Here is a 16,217-nt window from a genome sequence, read left to right on the forward strand (position 1 = left end):
CCATGCACAACAATCCAATCATTGTTGTGGGCGGTGGATTTGCAGGTCTAACAACAGCTTTAGCCCTCAGTAATCAACGGCCCCGTCCACCGTTGTTGTTGATTGAGCCGCGCCAACAATTTCTCTTCTTACCTCTTCTCTATGAGCTTCTCAGCGGCGAAATGAAGAGTTGGGAGATCGCTCCCACCTATGACAGCCTTCTCCAGGGGCGGCGCATTCCTCACCTCGATGACCGGGTGACATCGATCAATACGGCTCAAAAATCTCTACAAACCAGCCGCGGCCGGGTTTTGAACTACAGCCAGCTGGTGCTCGCAACTGGCTCTGAGCCCGATGACTTTGGGATTACAGGAGTCAAGGAGCATGCCCTGACCTTTCATTCCCTACTGGATATTTCTCCACTCAAAGAACGCGTCCACAGGCTGTGCCAACGAACAGCCAAGGATGGGGCACTGGTCATCGTTGGCGCAGGAGCAACAGGCGTTGAATTGGCTTGCAAACTCAGCGACATGCTGGACGGATCAGCCGCCGTTCATCTTGTCGAATTAGGGGACAGCATTCTCTCCCGATCCCGAGCCTTCAATCGTGAACAAGCACAAAAGGCACTTGATCAAAGGGGCGTGCATCGTCACCTGAACACTCGCGTGACCTCTGTATCCACCAACGCCGTACAACTGGTTCAAAACGGCTTACCGCAATCTCTGAACCATGATGGTTTGATCTGGACGGCAGGGACCAAACCGGTTCTGCCCACCCTGATCCCCAACCCCACCAAGGAGCGCGGGCTGCTCTGTGTTGAAGATGGGTTGCAATTAACGACAGACCCGAATGTCGTGGTCCTTGGGGATGTCGCCTCTCATCACGATGCAGACGCCCCATGGCCCCGCTCTGCGCAATCGGCACTCCAACAAGGAGCGGCGGCGGCTCGAACGCTTCAGGCCATTCGCATGGGACAGGCTGTTCCAAGTTTTCAGTTTCAAGATCTTGGCGAGATGCTCAGTCTTGGCATAGGCGACGCCTCGATTACAGGCATGGGGCTCACCCTCGCCGGCCCACTCGCCTATCGCATGAGGCGACTCACTTACCTCGCTCGAATGCCAGGACTCTCCTTGGGCTTGAGGTCTGCAGGCGCCTGGCTTTTTCAGTCTTGAAGCAGGCTCACCTAGCAGGCCGAACCCATGGCCTACGTCCGTCACTGATCCGTCAGCTTGAGCGTCTGAGTCAGAGGAGGCACCCCAGCTCAAGCGGCGCCGATCCGCTCACCCTGGGACGAGTGTCTGAGCTCGTACTCGATTTAGGTCAGCCGTTGCATCTGATCGTCGACGAACGAGGACTCTGCCGACTGCTCTGGGTCGGGCCCCTGAGCGAATCAGAGCAATTACGGAGTCATCTACCTGGAGGGCCACGGCGGATCAAGCGACGCTGGAGGTTGATCAGCAGCCTGCAAGGAAAAGCGGGGACAGACCTGAAACCCGATGGCAGAGATGCCGTCGTCGCCCTCGACCTGAAGCCCGATACCTGGCTTCGTTTTCAGGCATCGCCCTCCACAGGAGGTGGACATGTCGCCTCGCTTTGGCAACCGGATCCAGGAGATCAGTCCGGCTGGCATCAAGCAGCCCTTGGCACTCTCATCGAGCTCTGTGACCGTCCCACTCCAGAGACCAAGAAAGAACTTGATTCCAATCGTGCTGCGACGGCTCCTCCTGACGGACAAGAACGGGTCTTGCTGCTCATTCTCACGGGTGCCGACACACAGCGCAGCGAAAGGGATCTGGCTGAATTGGAGGGGCTCGTTCGCAGCGCAGGTGCACGGCCCGTTGCTGTCTGCCGGCAACGACAGGGACAACCCAACCCTCAGACCCTCTGGGGCACTGGAAAATTGCAAGAGGCGGCTCTCGAAGCGAGACGCCATCAAGCCACGCTCGTGATCACAGATCGGGAACTTTCTCCCGTTCAAGCCCGCAATCTTGAGTCACTGATTGACTGCCCAGTGATGGACCGCAGTGAGTTGATTCTGGATATTTTTTCCCAGCGAGCGGCGAGCGCCGCTGGACGACTTCAAGTTGAGCTCGCTCAATTGCGCTACCGACTACCGAGGCTGAAAGGTCGCGGCCTCAGCCTCTCGCGCCAAGGGGGAGGGATTGGAACGCGAGGACCAGGTGAAACCCAATTGGAGAAGGATCGCCGTGCCATCAGCCGTCGCATCGAACATCTCGGGCGATCACTGATCGAACTAGGAGCCCATCGGGCCCGCTTGCGCGATCGCAGAGACGGCCTACCTCGAGTCGCCCTCGTGGGGTATACCAATGCCGGGAAATCATCTCTTTTAAACGCCCTGTGCTGTCGCAATCCAGGGCTGGCGGTTCTAGCGGAGAACAAATTATTCGCCACGCTTGATCCCACGACGCGAAGACTCAGCCTTCCCCAAGCATCAGCGGCACCGAAAGAGGTGCTCATGACAGACACCGTGGGATTCATTCGAGAGCTTCCCAAACCCTTGTTGGAAGCGTTCAGAGCCACGTTGGAGGAAACACGCGAGGCCGATCTGTTGCTCCTGGTGGTGGATCTCGGCGACCCCGACTGGCAATCACAATTGGAAGCGGTTCATCAACTTTTGGATGGCCTCAGCTGTGACCAACTGCGCAAAGTGGTGGCCAACCAAATCGACCGTTGCGACGCTTCGGCGATCGATGCAATTCGCTCTCTCGAACCGGATGTGATCTACCTATCAGCCAAAGAAGGTACGGGACTGAAGGGTCTGCGAAACTGGCTTGAAAAGCAGTTTTGGGACGGCGCACCAACCCCTGAACCCTTCACCCAACACCGATCATTTCCCGACCATGGCTGAGCTAAACCATGGCTGAGCTCATCGATAGTCATCAGCAGGCTCACGCCCTCATCCTCCAGGCGCTACGACGGCCAGGTCTGATGCTGTCGCTCAGGAGTGCTGCATCGCCTTACCTGCCACAGGGAGACAGGTAAGGCGATGCCAATTCCCTACGCCATTCACCGCACTCAGGCCTGGTACCGCCGCCTCACAATTCCCCAGTTCACCGTTGTGACTGGGTTACTTGTCATCACAGCCGGCACACTGATCCTCGATACACCACTGTGTTCAAGCCCCAGAGTGGGCCTGTGGGAAGCCTTCTTCACAGCCTCATCAGCCGTGACCGTGACAGGGCTTTCGGTGATCGACATCCGCGAAGATTTGACCCGTCCTGGGCAAATCGTGCTGGCCATGATGATCATGGTCGGGGGCCTGGGATTGATGGCGGTCACGACGTTTCTGCAAGGATTCGTGGTTCGCGGGACCGCTCTTCGGCGTCGCCTCGACCGGGGTCAAACTCTCGATGAATTCGGGGTGGGGGGCGTAGGAACGACCTTTCGCGGAATTGCGCTCACTGCTGTAGTTCTGATCTTGATTGGGGCATTCATGCTCTATGTCTTTGGCTTTACAGACATTGCACCTGGTGGAGAACGCCTATGGGCCGCTCTCTTTCACAGCATTTCTGCTTACAACAACGCTGGCTTTGGGCTCTGGAACGACAGTCTTGAGACTTACCGCACCAACAGCACTGTGAACGCGGTGATCATGGTGTTGGTGGTCCTAGGCGGACTGGGATGGCGTGTCACCAATGACCTGTGGATTAATCGCCAGCGGCTAAGACGGCGTCATCTCAGCCTGCACACGCGCCTCGTTCTACGCACCTCTGGTCTTCTCATCCTGATCGGAACCTTTGGATTAATGCTGACGGAATCACTGTCGATGGGCCATGTGCTCACAGGCATGGGATGGGGGGAACGGTTAATGAGCGCTCTTTTTGAATCAGTGAGTTCAAGGACCGCTGGATTCACCACGGTGCCCCTCTCTTTGAACAGCATTTCCGATTCAGGCCTGTTGTTGGTGATGACCCTGATGTTCATCGGTGCCAGTCCCGGAGGAACAGGCGGGGGAATCAAAACCACAACGGTGGCAGCCCTCATGGCCGCGACGCGCTCCACCCTGCGAGGTCACAATGATGTAGTGATTCGCCATCGACAGATCTCCGACAAAGTCGTGCTGCGCGCGTTGAGCATCACGGTTGCCTCCCTTCTTTTCGTCCTGGGGATGGCTCTTTTATTGGCATTAAGCAGCAACCTCAGCGGAGAAGAACCGTTCACATTCCTGGAGCTGGTTTTTACGTGTGTTTCGGCGTTTGCCACCGTTGGATTGGATCTAGGTGTCACACGCCAACTCGCTCCTTTTGGTCAATTGGTGCTCGTGATGGGAATGTTTGTGGGACGCCTCGGAATCCTCTTGCTGTTAAGCGCCATTTGGGAGAGTTTTAACCGCGGACATCTGCAGCGCGAGAATCGCGTTGGTTATCCCCGTGAGGATCTCTATGTCTAATCACCGATCCCTGGGAGCAGTGCAGTGAGGGAGTGGTGGCATTGGTCCCAATCCAACCCAGCAGCCCCTTCAAGTTTTGGGATTGTTGGGTTGGGTCGTTTCGGAAGTGCTGTCTGCAAGGAACTGATGCAAAACGGTGCTGAAGTGCTTGCTGTTGACCGTTCCTCCAAGGCCATCGAGGAACTACGCCAACTCGAGCCATCGATCGAAGCCCGCATCGTGGATTGCACCGATGAAGAAGCGCTTCGCGAAGCGGGGATCCTTGATATGGAAACCGTGGTTGTCGCCATCAGCGAACCCATCGAAGCCAGCATCACGGCCACCCTCATTGCCAAAGACAGTGCAGGAAGCAAGGTTCGGCGCGTGATTGCACGCGCAACCAGCGATTTGCACGAAAAAATGCTCAAGCGAGTGGGAGCCGATCGGGTGGTCTTTCCCTCTCGCATGCAAGGCGAACGGCTGGGTGTGGAATTGGTACGCCCCAACCTGATGGAACGACTCGAACTCGATAAGCATCATTCGATTGAAGAAATCAAGGTGCCTGGCCGGTTCGTGGGGCGCTCGCTGCGAGACCTCAACCTGCGCAAGAATTTTCGCGTGAATGTTCTTGCGGCAGGTCCGGCGAAAGAACTCATGGTCAACCCACCGGCGTCCCATGTGCTGCAAAACGGGCACGTTCTCGTGGTGATGGGTTTAACCGACGATCTACAAGAGCTTCCGAAAACCTGAGTCATGCGCGTTCTCGGATTGATGAGCGGCACAAGCGCCGATGGCGTGGATGCTGTCCTTGTCGAACTCTCCGGGTCCGCCGACCATCCCCGTTGGTCACTGCTGCGGTCTGCCTCGCTGGACTATCCAAGCTCGACACGACAACTGATCTTGGCCGTGGGCCAAGGCGAAGCCACAACCGCCGCCTCTCTCCTCAATCTTTCCGAAACGATCACCAAGATTCAGGCCGCAGCAGCTGTTCAGTGCGACCCAGAGGGAGAGGCGCAGCTGGTGGGATGTCATGGCCAAACCCTTTGGCATCGCCCCCCCAACCGATCGAAAACTGGCGCACTTGAGCGTGGAGCGAGCTGGCAGATGCTCCAAGCACCCCTGCTAGCGCAACTACTGAAACGCCCTGTGATCTTCGACTTTCGGGCGGCCGATCTGGCCCTCGGAGGTCAAGGAGCACCTCTTGTTCCCAAAGCTGATGCGGCCCTTTTGGGACGAACCAAAGGTTGGAGAGCGTTGCTGAATTTGGGTGGCATCGCCAACCTCACCCTCATTCCACCTGATGCAGGTCCTGATCGACTCCAACCCGTCAGGGGGTGGGATTGCGGCCCTGCTAATAGCTTGATCGACCTGGCGATGGAGCAGTTCAGCGAAGGGAAGGAAAGCTGCGACCAGGGCGGCCGCCTAGCAGAGACTGGTCATTGCGATGAAGCCTTAATTCTCCGCTGGCTTGCTGAGCCTTACTTCCAGCTCAGCCCTCCCAAATCCACAGGTCGTGAAGTCTTCGGCCGAGACGATCTAACGAGGCGTCTTCAGGAGATGCAAGGACGGCCGATCGCCAATCAAATCGCGACGCTCACAGCCTTCTCAGCCGCCGTTGTCGCACAGGATCTGCAACAGCTCTCCAACCAAAACCATCCCCTCCCTATCGAGCTGTTGGTTGCTGGAGGTGGCAGCCAGAACCTCACGTTGATGCGAGAACTCAACAAACGCTGCCGAGGCCTAAGACTGCGTCGCAGCGACGAGCTTCAACTCCCCAGCCAAAGCCGTGAAGCCATCGTGTTTGCTCTGTTGGCATGGTGGCATCACCTGGGATATCCAGGAAATGCACCAGCGATCACAGGCGCACAGCACGAGGTCGTCCTCGGAGTACGCGTCAATCCGGCTTGATTGCGCAGCAGCCGCGCAGTGAGGGCCGTATCCCAGTCAAAAAAGAGCTACAAAAGCCCCTGGAGTCAAGCTGGATCAACTCGGGCGGTGAAGTCTGACGCGACGTGGTGCGCCCCGTAGCCGACCGGTTTGCTTCGACTCAAGAGCACTGCGCAATTGCTCTGTTGACGACTGATGTGCATCGGCGACTGGAGCTGACACCTGCCTGTCACCTCCCTGTTCGTATCGCTGAACCCCTTGCTGAATCAACACCTTGGCCATGTTGCTGACCGTGCGCGATTCCTCCTCAGCCAACGCCGTCAAGCGGAGGCAAAGGTCTTCGGGGAGCACCACCTGAATACGAGGTGACTTTGGCTTCCCGCTGGATGAGTTTTGGCGAGTGGCCACGACTCAGAAAGAGGCAGAGCTACTTAAAAGTGTACAGAGATGTGCAAGGGTAGTATCCAGCACTATGCTGCTGTCACAGATCAGATCTCTGATCCAACTGCAGGCCAGGCCCTCGGCCCACCCATTCCAGGAGTGCCATGACCCATTCCCAAAGACCGGACGTCAGCTCCCCCCAGCTACCAATCAGTAGCAAGCAGGCCCCTCGTCAAAACAAGCGTCAAAGCAACGACCGTCGAAAGACTCGGCGCCCGAGCCGAACCCCTGAAAACAGCGAAGTACTGGTTTCGGCTGTCATCAGCACCTACCTGCTCACCCATCTCCATCACGTGCTCCAACGCGCTGAATACGGCGCCGTTCAAGACGGACGCCGATCACAAGCAGCCAATTACGCCCAGCTGCGCAAAGTGCTTTGTATGGATGCCCGCAGCATGGAAGACGCGTCAGCCTCTGGGCTCAAAGCAACGGAGCTCGACCAAGCTGCATAGGGAGCTGCATCGGGAAGGGATGGCAGTTCGTGGTGGCGTGAATAAGGTTTCGTCAGAAGCATGACGATCATGTCCAACGCAGCTGCGCTGTACGCACGCATTGAGAATGATCAAAACCTCAGCAAGGGGTTATTCAGGCAGGCACTTCAAAATCCTTCAGGGGCCCTCGATTCCATCTGCGAAATCGGCACTCAACTCAACTTGCCTGTCACGCTCCAAGAGGTGAAGGAACACATCAACAATCTCGACGATGAGATCACCAAGCAATGGCTGATCAAGGCGAGGGGGGGGCTTTAATGCCTTCTGCTTCATTGGAGTCCTTGGACTCCAATGATTGGCCAGAGGGCGCGAAGGCTGGCTTGGGTGCAGAACGTTCTCGCACTCCGCCGCCGCCTGCCCAACTAAAAAACAACCAATAACTAATCACGGCAAGACCGGCTGCCACCACAAGGGCCGTGACTTGCTCCAGTCGACGCATTAAGCCTGCTCCCAGCTCCAGCAGTCTGCCTGGAAACCCCGACACGGGATGATGGGTTTTCCCTGCCTCCACTCCGTGCTGCGACTTGAGCGAGTCGGCAAGATTTATCCCACCGGAGAAGTTCTGCGGGATGTGACCTGGGAGGTCAAACCCGGAGACCGCATCGGCCTTGTTGGCGTGAATGGAGCAGGGAAATCAACCCAGCTAAGGCTGATTGCTGGCATGGAAGAAGCCAGCAGTGGCCAAATCGTGAAACAAGGCGAGCCAAAAATCGCTTACCTGCAGCAAGAATTCGATGTCGACCCCAGCCGCACGGTGAGAGAAGAGCTGTTTCAAGCCTTTGGCGAGGCCGCCATCGTGCTGGGCAAACAAAAAAAAGTTGAATTGGAGATGGCGGCCGAACGCGCGGCGCTCGATCCCGATCATCTCGACGAGCTCATTCACGAACTAGGGCGACTGCAGACCCGGTTTGAAGGACTGCATGGCTACGAGCTCGATGCACGAATCGACAAATTGCTCCCCACCATCGGATTCAAACTCGAGGAGGCAGACCGCCTGGTCTCGGACTACTCCGGCGGCTGGCAAATGCGACTGGCACTGGGAAAAATCCTCCTTCAAGACCCTGATCTTCTTCTCTTAGACGAGCCAACCAACCATCTCGACGTCGAAACGATTCAGTGGCTCGAGGGATATCTCATCGAACAAAAGGCGGCATTGGTCGTGATCAGTCATGACCGTACGTTTCTGGATCGTGTCTGCAATCAAATTGTGAGCACTGAGCGAGGCGTCTCGAGGGCCTACCTGGGCAATTACACCTCGCACCTCGAACAAAAAGCACTCGAGCAAGAAGCCTCACAAGCAGCCTTTGAACGGCAGCAGAAAGAGATCGCAACCCAACAGGCCTACATCGATCGATTCCGTGCCAGTGCAACGCGCAGCACCCAGGCCAAAAGCCGAGAAAAGCAGCTGGACAAGGTGGAGAGAGTGGATGCCCCGGTTGAGTCGGTGAGCGGACCCAGCTTCCGCTTTCCCCCCGCACCACGATCTGGTGCACAGGTGGCTGTCATCGACAACTTGACCCATTGCTACGGGGAAAACATCCTTTTCATGGAAGCTGATCTCGAAATCGAGAGAGGTGATCGGATCGCCTTTGTGGGTCCCAACGGAGCCGGAAAGTCCACCCTGCTCCGATTGATCATGGGAGTCGAAACTCCTGATGAAGGTTCAGCAAGACTCGGGGAGCACAACATCGTTGCCAGCTATTTCGAACAAAACCAGGCAGAAGCCCTTGATCTCACCAAAACGGTGATTGAGACCATGTTCGAAGCCGTTCCTGATTGGACACAAACTCAAGTGCGCTCATTACTGGGGAGTTTCTGTTTCAGTAACGACAGTGTTTTCAAGGAGGTTGCCAAACTTAGTGGCGGAGAGAAAGCACGCCTTGCCCTTGCCCTGATGTTGCTCAGTCCCTGCAATTTACTGGTTCTCGATGAGCCGACAAACCATCTCGATATTCCTGCGAAACAGATGCTTGAAGACGCACTATGCGACTACGAAGGAGCCGCTTTACTGGTATCGCATGACCGTTACTTCATCTCACGTGTAGCCAACAAAATCGTGGAAATTCGCGATGGTGAGCTCGTGACATATCTGGGAAATTACGCTTACTACCAAGATAAAAAGGCTGAGGAAAGGGCTGAAGCCGAGACCAAGCGACTGATTGCCGAGAAAGAAGCCAAGCGCAAAGCGAATCAGGCAAAGCAAAAAGAGCGTGCTTCCCGCAAAAAAAACGCTGCTTAGCCAGGGTTCTCAGCAGTCGCAAGATGAAACTTCACACTTGCTTAGGCAGGAAAACTCATTTCTCTTTACCAGTTCAGACGGTGTGGATAAGCTGACATCACTGATCCCCAGTCGGCTATGAACAACACGCAAGCACGTCATGTCACTGCCGCTGGGACACCTTCGTCCATGACTGAAAGCGCTGAGCATGCACAGGCTTGGGACGCCGTCGAGACCTATTTCGAGTGCATCACAACTTGCTCACTCGATGATGGCGAATGCATCACCCGTTGCGTAGAGCAACTCAAAGACACCGACGGCTAAATGTTAAATACGAGATAACTATCAACGCAAAGATGTCATCTCAATGGGCGTAATTGCAAGCGTCATACGTTTACCAGACCGCATTACTTCAAGATTCAAGGGTCGATCCACTCCATGTCGATCGATCTCCGAAACAACTTCAGAGGGATTACTGATCGATTGACCATTGATTGACACGATCACGTCATCAACTCGCAAGTTTCCACGATCGGCGGGGCCACCTGGGACGACTGATCGAATCACAGCTCCAGGAGGAGCAGTTGCCCCTGGCCTGGGGGCAGGAACCGTTGAAAGCCCCACACCCACAATGGGGTGACTCGCCCTTCCCTGCTTGACGAGCTGACTGGCGATCGACCGTGCCCGATTGATGGGAATTGCAAAACCGAGGCCTGCCCCTGGTCCTGACCGCACGAGGGTATTGATTCCAATCACATCACCACGGGCGTTCAACAACGGGCCACCCGAATTACCAGGGTTAATCGCAGCGTCTGTCTGGATGAGATCAAGACGCTTTCCTGAAATGCCCAGTTGTGACATGTTGCGATTGAGGTTACTGACAATTCCCATCGTCACTGTGTTCTCAAGGCCAAAGGGATTGCCCACAGCGATAGCCCAATCCCCCACCTGAAGACGATCTGAATTGCCCAAGGGAGCCGTAGGCCATGGCCCTTTTGTTTCCAACTGCACAACGGCCAAGTCGGTTAGAGAGTCCTGCCCAATCACCCGTCCAGCGACACGTCTGCCATCAGGCAGTCCCACTGTTACTCGATCCGCATTCTCCACGACATGAGCGTTGGTTAGAACCAAGCCTTGTTCATCAAAAATCACGCCACTGCCCTGCCCCCGCTCAACCCTTGAACGCGGAGCCGATTGAGATTGCATCCCAAAAAAGCGGCGGAGGAATGGATCCGCCATCAAGCTCCGAGGCAGTCCATTTCCAACCGACGCCCTGACAGTTCGCTGCGTTTCAAGAGTGACAACAGCGGGTCCGCTGCGCGCAACAGCTTGCGCAACGAACGAGGTCGGCGCAACGGCCTGTGCAGCCCCTGCGGCGAAGACTCGAGGCGGTTGCATCAGCATCCCGGGGAACGTCAATGCACCAGCGCAAACCAATGGGAGCAAAGGATTAGACACCGCCATGGCCGCGATTTCATCAATGTGATGAGTCCCATGACCTTAGGCATTGAATTCCTACAAAAACAGACCCATGTCCGGCGATTTCATGACTGGATACGACCGGGGTCCGCCAAATCAACGTCCGTTTGCCCAAAAGGAGCGATGATGGATTGGATGGTTCGGCCCATCTCCGAGTTCTGCGGTGATTGCCATGTTCAGCAGCCTGTTTCCTTTTGTCTATGGACTGATCTTCATCATCCTGTTGTGGCAAGCCTTTCGCGTGATGGGACGTGGATTCAATGCTGCCGGCAAACCTTTTGTGGCTGAGAAAGTCGTCGACCGGACAGGTCGGCTGACGATTCATCCTGAGCTCCTTGATGGAGACGGACGCCTCACGGAGGAGGATCTTTTGACCGTGCGATTTGGCGGCGATAGTGAACCTCCAAATCCAACTTCGAACCCCGGTGAATAAGTTGGGTTGATGGCAACTGCTTGAGTTGTCCTATTGACTCGTAAAGGGGACTCCTAGGTGGATCAACGAACACGGATTGTGGCTGCGGTAATCAAATCCGTGAAACTGCCGCCCCGCTTCCGCTTAAGGCTGTTGAAAGAAGATCCTGTTCGCCTTGAACTCAGCCTGACTCCTGCCTACGGGAAAGACCCCATTCAGGTGGGACTGGTCGAATCGTTGGATCTAGTGGCGCGCCGAGATCGGGAAGGCCGCATTCCACGAGATCTACAGGGCACATGGGACTGGACTGTGCGTCATCGCGATGTCAGCACGGGCGGCTGGAACCCCTATCTCAAGGAGGCATTGCAAACCATGTTTGAAACAGGGCTCCCCGCCATTGTTTATGAAGAGCTCACGGGAGAGGAATACCACCCTGTTGACGGCGCACGTCACATTCGCTGACGCCTGATTTAGGGAAGTTGTGAAGCACTGCAAACAGGACGTGAGAATCCTCCCTGAGCTCAGCTAAACATGAATTCAACTCGGCCTTAAGGTTTTCTTCATGGCCTCCATGTCAGTTCGCTTTGGTCCACTGGTGCGCCTCTTGGCTGCCCTCGGAGCTCTCAGCAGTATTTTGCTCGTTGGGATGATTAACCTTTTCCCATAAGGGCGAGCATCATTGGGCGAGTTCCCGATCGATCCCTTACTGCCAAGGCTGCGAGCCAGTCTTGTTCCAGGTGCCACGGTCTTACTGCAATCTCCGCCGGGTGCCGGCAAAACAACCAGGGTGCCCTTGGCACTGCTTGGAGAGGTTGCAGGGACGGATCCCCTGCCGGGCCGTTCCCTCATGCTTGAGCCCAGGCGACTTGCCGCAAGGGCTGCAGCAACCAGGCTCGCGATCAGCCTGAACGAACCGCTTGGGGAACGCGTGGGCTATTCCGTGCGAAACGAGCAAAAACGCTCCTCTCGTACGCGGATCGAAGCGATGACGGATGGGCTTTTCCTCCGTCGACTCCAAAACGATCCGGAGCTCACAGGGATCAACTGCGTGATCTTTGATGAATTCCATGAGCGCAGTCGAAATAGTGAATTAGCGCTTGCCTTGGTTCGGGAAGCGCAGGAGCTCCTCAGGCCTGATCTCTGCCTGCTGCTGATGTCGGCGACGCTTGATCTAACCAACCTGCGCAGCCAATTACCTCATGCGCAGGTTCTCACGAGCGAAGGGAAGGCCTTCCCAGTTGAGACGCAACACCTCTCACCCCGACCGAATGAACCTCTCGAGGGACGCGTTCTACGGGCGATTGAGCAGGAGATGACCCACCTGCTTGGCACACAAGACGGTGGACATCATCCATCCACCGTCTTGGTTTTCCTGCCTGGAGTCCGTGAGATTGAGCGTTGCCGGCAACGTTTAAGCAAGTCAGACCTGCTGAACCATTGGGAGGTCATCGCCCTCCATGGAAGGCAATCCCTCGCCGAACAGGGACGAGCCCTGAAGCCTTGCAACCACGAGCGGGACGGACGCGTGATTTTGGCAACGTCCATCGCCGAAAGCTCCCTCACCCTGGATGGTGTTCGCCTCGTGATCGATTGCGGACTCACGCGGCACACCCAATTTGATCCTGGGACAGGAATGGAGGGACTGATCACCGTGCCGGCAAGTCAGGCCAGCGCTGATCAGCGACGAGGCCGTGCTGGACGGCAACAGGCCGGTCGTTGCATCCGGCTTTGGTCTCCCGCTGAACAGCAACGACGGCCTGCCCATGACATTCCAGAGTTGCAGCGAGCTGACCCTCAACCCACCGTGCTGGATCTCGCTCTCTGGGGGGCTGGCTTAGGCGAAACATTGCCTTGGATCGAGCCCCCTCCGAGGGCCGCACTTCAGGAAGGCCGCAGGCAATTGCTTGAGCTAGGAGCCCTTAATTCAGAGGGACGCCCTACCGATATGGGGCAGAAACTGGCTCGATTTGGCGCCCATCCACGCCTGGGATTGATCCTTCTCCAAGCTCGTGCCTTGGGGAGACCGCAAGTTGGAGCAGACCTCGCCGCCATTCTCAATGAGCGTGATCTTCTAAGCCAGCACAACCACGGCAGTGACCTTTGGGCTCGCATGCTCTTGCTCCGCGACCAGCGGAGCTCTTCGCGAATGCCAAGGGAGCGCACCGCAGCCGATCGCCTCAGGACAATTCTCGATCAGAGCCGTCGATGGCTGCAACAACTCGGTCAATTTGATCAGGAGCAAGAGCCCCAAGACATCGAGGCGACAGACGAGCAAATCGCAGCTCAGCTGGTTGCCACAGCTTTTCCTGAATGGATTGCAATGGCCCGTCCAGGACAACGCGGACAATTTTTGCTTCGCCAAGGCCGCGGTGCGGCTCTGCAGGTCAGCGATCCACTGGATGGAGCGGAGGCACTTGCAATTGCACAACTCGACCTCGGTGATACCAGAGCCAAGATCCGACTGGCCCTCCCCCTCACAAAGCAATGGGTTAGGGACCTTGCCGATCAGAGCGGTCACTGGCAAGAGCGAGTGCTTTGGGACGAGCAAACCAAGCGGGTCAAAGCAGAGCGGGTCTTGCAGCTTGGTGCGCTGGAACTCGAGCGACAGACACAACCACAGGCGTCTTGTGAACGAAGTCGGGATGTCTTGATCCAGCAACTCCGCAAAGATGGACTAGCTGTACTTCCCTGGACCCAGCGCACAGAACAACTTCGCAGTCGTCTCGCTCTGGCCCACCAACGGCTGGGAGACCCATGGCCGCTTCGCACTCTCCAACACTTGGAGAAACATCCCCACACCTGGATTGCGGACACTTTGATGGATTGCAGAGGTTGGGACGACGTCAAGGAAGAGCAACTGATGGAAGCCCTTTGGGGTGATCTCGCCTGGTCGAACCGGCAGCAACTCGATCAGCTCTTACCAACGCAAATCAGAATCCCTTCAGGGCGCAACGCAGCTCTGAACTATCAAAATGACGACATTGTGCTGTCGGTCAAGCTGCAGGAAATGTTTGGCAGCCTCGAGGGACCGGCTGTTTTGAATGGCCAACTCGCCGTGACGATTGAATTGCTATCGCCCGCAGGGCGCCCACTTCAACGCACCCGCGACCTTGCTGGGTTCTGGCAAGGCAGCTACCAACAGGTGCGCAAGGAGATGCGCGGTCGCTATCCCAAGCATCCATGGCCGGAGGATCCGACGAATGCCGAGCCCACGGCCAAAAGGAAGGCCCGCCCCTGAAGCGCGTTCCGATCGCCCGAAATGTATCCGAAGCAACAACCAAGGGAACACTAAGCTTTGTTAAGATATCGGGGTAATGGAGTTTTAAATGACTGACACCTCATCTCGCTTCGGCTTCGTCAATTTTGCTGAGACCTGGAACGGCCGTCTTGCCATGCTTGGGTTCATCATCGGCCTGGGCACCGAGCTTCTCACCGGTCAAGGCATCCTGACCCAAATCGGCCTCGGCTGATTCGTTCAGAGCTAGCACCCAGTCCTAGCTTTCAGTCCCTCCACTCAACTGGGGGGATTTTTTATGGGAACCACTCACTAAGCCAAACTGGATCAATTCGCGCCGTTAGCAATGCTTCCCTTCTTTGCTAGCAATCGCCGTGAAGGAGCCAGGCTGCTAAGCAGCATGCTTGTTTTACTAGCCATCGGGTTGACGCAGGTTCACAAGACGTGGGGAATCATCCTGAGCATCGTTTCTGGGATCGTCAGCATTTATTGGGGATTGGCATACCAACGTCTTGAGCGCTGAATCACTTCCCACCTACTCCGTCCGCGAACTCAACAACGCGATCGGGGCTTTGCTGGATCGGGGTTTTGCGCCTCGGTTTGTCATCCAAGCAACAGCATCGAGGCCTCAAGTGAAGAAGGGGCATCTCTGGCTCACCTTGACTGATGGAGAGGCAAGCATCACTGCTGTGGCCTGGGCCTCAAAATTAAAACAATTGGATTTTGTTCCTGCAGATGGTGACGGAGTCACCGTGATTGGCAAGCTCAATTTCTGGTCAGCACGAGCGAGCCTTGCTGTTCAGGTTCTCGATATGAGGCCCAGCCTGACCACCGTGTTGCGTCGGTTTGAAACGGTCAAAGCACAATTGCTAGAGGAGGGCGTCATTGATCCCAGCCGGCGTCGAAGGTTGCCGGTCTATCCCAAACGATTAGCAGTCCTCACCAGCGTTCCAAGTTCAGCACTCGCAGACATGCTGCGTACAGCAGAAGAGCGATGGCCTTTGAGCGAGCTTCTTGTCGTTCCGATCCCCGTCCAAGGGGAGGTTTCGCCGATCATTTGCGGAGTTCTAAGTCGCCTTGCAAAACAACATCATCAGCTCGGATTAGACGCAATCGTGATCGCCCGAGGAGGAGGAAGCCGAGAAGATTTGATGGTCTTTGATGATGCAGAGGTTTGCCGAACGTTGGCAACCTTCCCTGTTCCGGTCGTGACAGGACTTGGGCATGAAGATGACCTCACCGTTGCTGACCTTGTGGCAGACCATCGAGCCGCAACGCCCACAGCCGCCATGGTCACACTGATGCCGAGCAGAGAGTCGGCACAACAAACAATCATGCAACGACGCAGTCGCTTAAGCGAATACAAACGCTGGCGATTAGAGCAAGCCAACTCTCGACTAAGAGATCGACATTTGCTGCTCCATGCACTTCGGCCTGCTGTAACCCTTCAACGTCGTCGAGATCAGTGGCAACAGCGGCAGCAATTGTTGCGTGCTCTTTCACCCCAACGATGGCTCAATCGGGGGTTTGCGATGCTCAACACAACGAACGGCCAGCCCCTTCAAAGCATTGATGACATCAACATCAATGAACAGCTACAAATCCTTCTCAAGGATGGTGTGATTCAGGCCGTCGCCAAAACCATTCAAGCGAATAAAGCATCGAACTCCCAAGCAACTCTTTAA

18 protein-coding genes are annotated in these 16,217 nt (G+C 56.1%); 15 read left to right on the top strand and 3 right to left on the bottom strand.

Features of this window, described 5'->3' with window-relative positions; all coding sequences use genetic code 11:
* Positions 1 to 2: 2 nt before the first annotated feature.
* From SIC18_RS00915 to SIC18_RS00940, 6 genes are read left to right on the top strand one after another with little or no spacing between them, the layout of a single operon-like run.
* Positions 3 to 1,151 carry an NAD(P)/FAD-dependent oxidoreductase gene (locus SIC18_RS00915; protein ID WP_413429941.1) on the top strand — a complete coding sequence of 383 codons (1,149 nt, stop codon included), beginning with the start codon at positions 3 to 5 and terminating at the stop codon, positions 1,149 to 1,151.
* Positions 1,148 to 2,848: a GTPase HflX gene (gene hflX, locus SIC18_RS00920; protein ID WP_048347291.1), complete on the top strand. Its 1,701-nt coding sequence runs from the start codon at positions 1,148 to 1,150 to the stop codon at positions 2,846 to 2,848. The genes SIC18_RS00915 and hflX overlap by 4 nt, the downstream gene beginning before the upstream one ends.
* 8 nt (positions 2,849 to 2,856) lie before the next feature.
* Entirely contained in the window at positions 2,857 to 2,982 is a 126-nt protein-coding gene (locus SIC18_RS00925) for a hypothetical protein (RefSeq protein ID WP_256381376.1), read from the top strand.
* 4 nt (positions 2,983 to 2,986) lie between these two features.
* Positions 2,987 to 4,390 (top strand): TrkH family potassium uptake protein, encoded by a 1,404-nt coding sequence (locus SIC18_RS00930; RefSeq protein ID WP_048347292.1) that lies wholly within the window; start codon positions 2,987 to 2,989, stop codon positions 4,388 to 4,390.
* Between the two features lie 24 nt (positions 4,391 to 4,414).
* The gene (locus SIC18_RS00935; protein WP_048347293.1) at positions 4,415 to 5,119 is read left to right on the top strand and encodes a potassium channel family protein; all 705 of its coding nucleotides are present in this window, start codon (positions 4,415 to 4,417) and stop codon (positions 5,117 to 5,119) included.
* A gap of 3 nt (positions 5,120 to 5,122) precedes the next feature.
* On the top strand, positions 5,123 to 6,277 hold the full coding sequence (locus tag SIC18_RS00940; RefSeq protein ID WP_413429942.1) for an anhydro-N-acetylmuramic acid kinase: 1,155 nt from the start codon (positions 5,123 to 5,125) through the stop codon (positions 6,275 to 6,277).
* Between the two features lie 75 nt (positions 6,278 to 6,352).
* On the opposite strand, the gene SIC18_RS00945 is transcribed toward SIC18_RS00940, so the two are convergent.
* Entirely contained in the window at positions 6,353 to 6,664 is a 312-nt protein-coding gene (locus tag SIC18_RS00945) for a ribbon-helix-helix domain-containing protein (protein ID WP_048347295.1), read from the bottom strand.
* Positions 6,665 to 6,801: 137 nt separating this feature from the next.
* Here SIC18_RS00945 and SIC18_RS00950 point away from each other — a divergent pair, with 137 nt between their 5' ends.
* Positions 6,802 to 7,149: a hypothetical protein gene (locus SIC18_RS00950; RefSeq protein WP_250395345.1), complete on the top strand. Its 348-nt coding sequence runs from the start codon at positions 6,802 to 6,804 to the stop codon at positions 7,147 to 7,149.
* Between the two features lie 69 nt (positions 7,150 to 7,218).
* Positions 7,219 to 7,446: a hypothetical protein gene (locus SIC18_RS00955; protein ID WP_048348330.1), complete on the top strand. Its 228-nt coding sequence runs from the start codon at positions 7,219 to 7,221 to the stop codon at positions 7,444 to 7,446.
* Here the strand turns inward: SIC18_RS00955 and SIC18_RS00960 are convergent.
* Positions 7,424 to 7,672 (bottom strand): hypothetical protein, encoded by a 249-nt coding sequence (locus tag SIC18_RS00960; protein ID WP_371190309.1) that lies wholly within the window; start codon positions 7,670 to 7,672, stop codon positions 7,424 to 7,426. The two genes, SIC18_RS00955 and SIC18_RS00960, sit on opposite strands and share 23 nt — an antisense overlap.
* A 6-nt stretch (positions 7,673 to 7,678) precedes the next feature.
* Here SIC18_RS00960 and SIC18_RS00965 point away from each other — a divergent pair, with 6 nt between their 5' ends.
* Positions 7,679 to 9,427, top strand: coding sequence for an ATP-binding cassette domain-containing protein (locus tag SIC18_RS00965; RefSeq protein WP_250395346.1), 1,749 nt, complete (start codon positions 7,679 to 7,681; stop codon positions 9,425 to 9,427).
* A gap of 168 nt (positions 9,428 to 9,595) precedes the next feature.
* Entirely contained in the window at positions 9,596 to 9,730 is a 135-nt protein-coding gene (locus tag SIC18_RS00970) for a hypothetical protein (protein ID WP_256381377.1), read from the top strand.
* 21 nt (positions 9,731 to 9,751) lie between these two features.
* On the opposite strand, the gene SIC18_RS00975 is transcribed toward SIC18_RS00970, so the two are convergent.
* Positions 9,752 to 10,870: a trypsin-like peptidase domain-containing protein gene (locus SIC18_RS00975; RefSeq protein ID WP_048347298.1), complete on the bottom strand. Its 1,119-nt coding sequence runs from the start codon at positions 10,868 to 10,870 to the stop codon at positions 9,752 to 9,754.
* A 187-nt stretch (positions 10,871 to 11,057) separates the two neighbouring features.
* Between SIC18_RS00975 and SIC18_RS00980 the strand changes: the two genes are divergently transcribed.
* The 5 genes from SIC18_RS00980 to xseA all read left to right on the top strand — a co-directional run bounded on the left by SIC18_RS00980 (position 11,058) and on the right by xseA (position 16,217).
* The gene (locus SIC18_RS00980; RefSeq protein WP_250395347.1) at positions 11,058 to 11,318 is read left to right on the top strand and encodes a DUF2973 domain-containing protein; all 261 of its coding nucleotides are present in this window, start codon (positions 11,058 to 11,060) and stop codon (positions 11,316 to 11,318) included.
* A gap of 57 nt (positions 11,319 to 11,375) precedes the next feature.
* On the top strand, positions 11,376 to 11,759 hold the full coding sequence (locus tag SIC18_RS00985; RefSeq protein ID WP_048347299.1) for a hypothetical protein: 384 nt from the start codon (positions 11,376 to 11,378) through the stop codon (positions 11,757 to 11,759).
* Positions 11,760 to 11,976: 217 nt separating this feature from the next.
* A complete protein-coding gene (gene hrpB, locus SIC18_RS00990; protein ID WP_413429943.1) occupies positions 11,977 to 14,535 on the top strand; it encodes an ATP-dependent helicase HrpB in 2,559 nt (852 codons plus the stop codon).
* Positions 14,536 to 14,623: 88 nt separating this feature from the next.
* Positions 14,624 to 14,767, top strand: coding sequence for a high light inducible protein (locus SIC18_RS00995; protein WP_071841236.1), 144 nt, complete (start codon positions 14,624 to 14,626; stop codon positions 14,765 to 14,767).
* A 277-nt stretch (positions 14,768 to 15,044) separates the two neighbouring features.
* A complete protein-coding gene (gene xseA / locus SIC18_RS01000) occupies positions 15,045 to 16,217 on the top strand; it encodes an exodeoxyribonuclease VII large subunit (RefSeq protein WP_413429944.1) in 1,173 nt (390 codons plus the stop codon).

Origin of the sequence: Synechococcus sp. Cu2B8-bc1011 (assembly GCF_047302735.1) — a bacterium.
Classification (GTDB): domain Bacteria; phylum Cyanobacteriota; class Cyanobacteriia; order PCC-6307; family Cyanobiaceae; genus Synechococcus_C.

Coding starts and splice junctions, on each gene's coding strand:
- SIC18_RS00965 (WP_250395346.1), top strand. CDS start 7,679: ATGGGTTTTCCCTGCCTCCACTCCGTGCTGCGACTTGAGCGAGTCGGC.
- SIC18_RS00995 (WP_071841236.1), top strand. CDS start 14,624: ATGACTGACACCTCATCTCGCTTCGGCTTCGTCAATTTTGCTGAGACC.
- SIC18_RS00955 (WP_048348330.1), top strand. CDS start 7,219: ATGTCCAACGCAGCTGCGCTGTACGCACGCATTGAGAATGATCAAAAC.
- SIC18_RS00950 (WP_250395345.1), top strand. CDS start 6,802: ATGACCCATTCCCAAAGACCGGACGTCAGCTCCCCCCAGCTACCAATC.
- SIC18_RS00970 (WP_256381377.1), top strand. CDS start 9,596: ATGACTGAAAGCGCTGAGCATGCACAGGCTTGGGACGCCGTCGAGACC.
- SIC18_RS00925 (WP_256381376.1), top strand. CDS start 2,857: ATGGCTGAGCTCATCGATAGTCATCAGCAGGCTCACGCCCTCATCCTC.
- SIC18_RS00940 (WP_413429942.1), top strand. CDS start 5,123: ATGCGCGTTCTCGGATTGATGAGCGGCACAAGCGCCGATGGCGTGGAT.
- SIC18_RS00980 (WP_250395347.1), top strand. CDS start 11,058: ATGTTCAGCAGCCTGTTTCCTTTTGTCTATGGACTGATCTTCATCATC.
- SIC18_RS00975 (WP_048347298.1), bottom strand. CDS start 10,870: ATGGCGGTGTCTAATCCTTTGCTCCCATTGGTTTGCGCTGGTGCATTG.
- SIC18_RS00930 (WP_048347292.1), top strand. CDS start 2,987: ATGCCAATTCCCTACGCCATTCACCGCACTCAGGCCTGGTACCGCCGC.
- SIC18_RS00915 (WP_413429941.1), top strand. CDS start 3: ATGCACAACAATCCAATCATTGTTGTGGGCGGTGGATTTGCAGGTCTA.